Annotated in this window: 1 rRNA gene (only partly in view); it reads left to right on the forward strand. The window is 52.0% G+C overall.

Features of this window, described 5'->3' with window-relative positions:
- Positions 1-443 precede the first annotated feature (443 nt).
- Positions 444-2,500, forward strand: a 23S ribosomal RNA gene (locus V6767_RS22530) (it continues 896 nt past the right edge of the window).

Raw genomic sequence — 2,500 nt, forward strand, 5'->3', positions numbered from 1 at the left:
TTCAGGCCTGGTCGTTCGGAGCTGAACCCATTGACGGCATTGAAGGTCTAGCCGGCCGGAGATGAGAGAGGGTTTGGTTTTGGAAGGAAGCTCTGTCTGTAACGACGATCTGTTGTTTGGAGGACTTGTCCTTCATCTGACGGATGCGTTGGATTGATGCGCCTGACCGCACATCATCGGACATTATCTCGAGAAGCTGGTCTAAAAAGACATTCGTCTTTTTAGTTCTTTGAGCTCACGGATGAGCGGTCCTTCGGACCTATCCTCCGCTGGGGCGCCGGACTTCCGGCGACGCGCGGTCGCGCTAAGAAGAGCTGAAGATGGATAGTCTTACAAAATTAAGACTGCCGACTTTGTTGGGTCGGTGGTCAGATCGTGTTGATGGCATCGGCCGGGGTTATACAAAAGGCCCGGTCAAATAGATGAACATCAGCAATGAGAACGATCAAGTGTCTTAAGGGCATTTGGTGGATGCCTTGGTATGCACAGGCGATGAAGGACGTGATACGCTGCGAAAAGCCGTGGGGAGCTGCGAATAAGCTTTGATCCATGGATATCCGAATGGGGAAACCCACCTTAGATATCTAGAAAATCTGTTTTGCTGAGACCAAACAATGGAACGGTACGGCGTCTGCATGGGACTTCCCATACAGGCCAAGAGGCCGTCGCCAATCGTTTGGCGCGCCGTCCGCAGCGCAGCGATCCGCAAGGATCGCGACGGCGTGAGGACAAAACAAAACCCGGCGCGTCCGGGTGATGAGGTTCAGCACAACAGGTTTCTAGATATCGCTATAAGGTATCTTAACTTGAATACATAGGGTTAAGAAGCGAACGCGGGGAACTGAAACATCTAAGTACCCGTAGGAAAGGACATCAATCGAGACTCCGCAAGTAGTGGCGAGCGAACGCGGATCAGGCCAGTGGCAATGATGAATAAAGCAGAACAGGTTGGGAAGCCTGGCACTATGGGTGATAGCCCCGTATGCGTAGAATAATCATTGTCCTTGAGTAGGGCGGGACACGTGAAATCCTGTTCGAACATGGGGCGACCACGCTCCAAGCCTAAGTACTCGTGCATAACCGATAGCGAACCAGTACCGTGAGGGAAAGGTGAAAAGCACCCCGACAAGGGGAGTGAAAGAGAACCTGAAACCGGATGCCTACAAACAGTCGGAGCCCGCAAGGGTGACGGCGTACCTTTTGTATAATGGGTCAACGACTTAGTGTATCTAGCAAGCTTAAGCCGATAGGTGTAGGCGCAGCGAAAGCGAGTCTTAATAGGGCGATTTAGTTAGATGCATTAGACCCGAAACCGAGTGATCTAGCCATGAGCAGGTTGAAGGTTGGGTAACACCAACTGGAGGACCGAACCCGCATCTGTTGCAATAGATTGGGATGACTTGTGGCTAGGGGTGAAAGGCCAATCAAACTCGGAGATAGCTGGTTCTCCGCGAAATCTATTTAGGTAGAGCGTTGAATGAATACCCTCGGGGGTAGAGCACTGGATGGGCTATGGGGACTCACCGTCTTACTGATCCTAACCAAACTGCGAATACCGAGGAGTACTGTTCAGCAGACACACGGCGGGTGCTAACGTCCGTCGTGAAAAGGGCAACAACCCTGACCTCCAGCTAAGGTCCCCAAGTCATGGCTAAGTGGGAAAGGATGTGAGGATCCCAAAACAACCAGGATGTTGGCTTAGAAGCAGCCATCATTTAAAGAAAGCGTAACAGCTCACTGGTCTAAATAAGGGTCTTTGCGCCGAAAATGTACCGGGGCTCAAGCCATGCACCGAAGCTGAGGATGTGGATTTATCCACGTGGTAGCGGAGCGTTCCGTAGGCCGATGAAGGAAGACCCGTGAGGGCTTCTGGAGGTATCGGAAGTGCGAATGTTGACATGAGTAACGATAAAGGGAGTGAGAGACTCCCTCGCCGAAAGACCAAGGGTTCCTGCTTAAAGTTAATCTGAGCAGGGTTAGCCGGCCCCTAAGACGAGGCGGAAACGCGTAGTCGATGGGAACCACGTTAATATTCGTGGGCCAGGCGGTGGTGACGGATTGCGTAAATCGTGAGGACTTATTGGATTGTCCTTGCGGTGAAGCGGTTCCAGGAAATAGCCCCGCCATGAGACCGTACCCGAAACCGACACAGGTGGTCAGGTAGAGTATACCAAGGCGCTTGAGAGAACTGCGTTGAAGGAACTCGGCAAATTGCACGCGTAACTTCGGAAGAAGCGTGACCTCTTTATACGCAAGTATTGAGAGGTGGCACAGACCAGGGGGTAGCGACTGTTTATCAAAAACACAGGGCTCTGCGAAGTCTTTAAGACGACGTATAGGGTCTGACGCCTGCCCGGTGCTGGAAGGTTAAAAGGAGATGTGCAAGCATTGAATTGAAGCCCCAGTAAACGGCGGCCGTAACTATAACGGTCCTAAGGTAGCGAAATTCCTTGTCGGGTAAGTTCCGACCTGCACGAATGGCGTAACGACTTCCCCGCTG

Source organism: Martelella sp. FLE1502 (assembly GCF_053484255.1).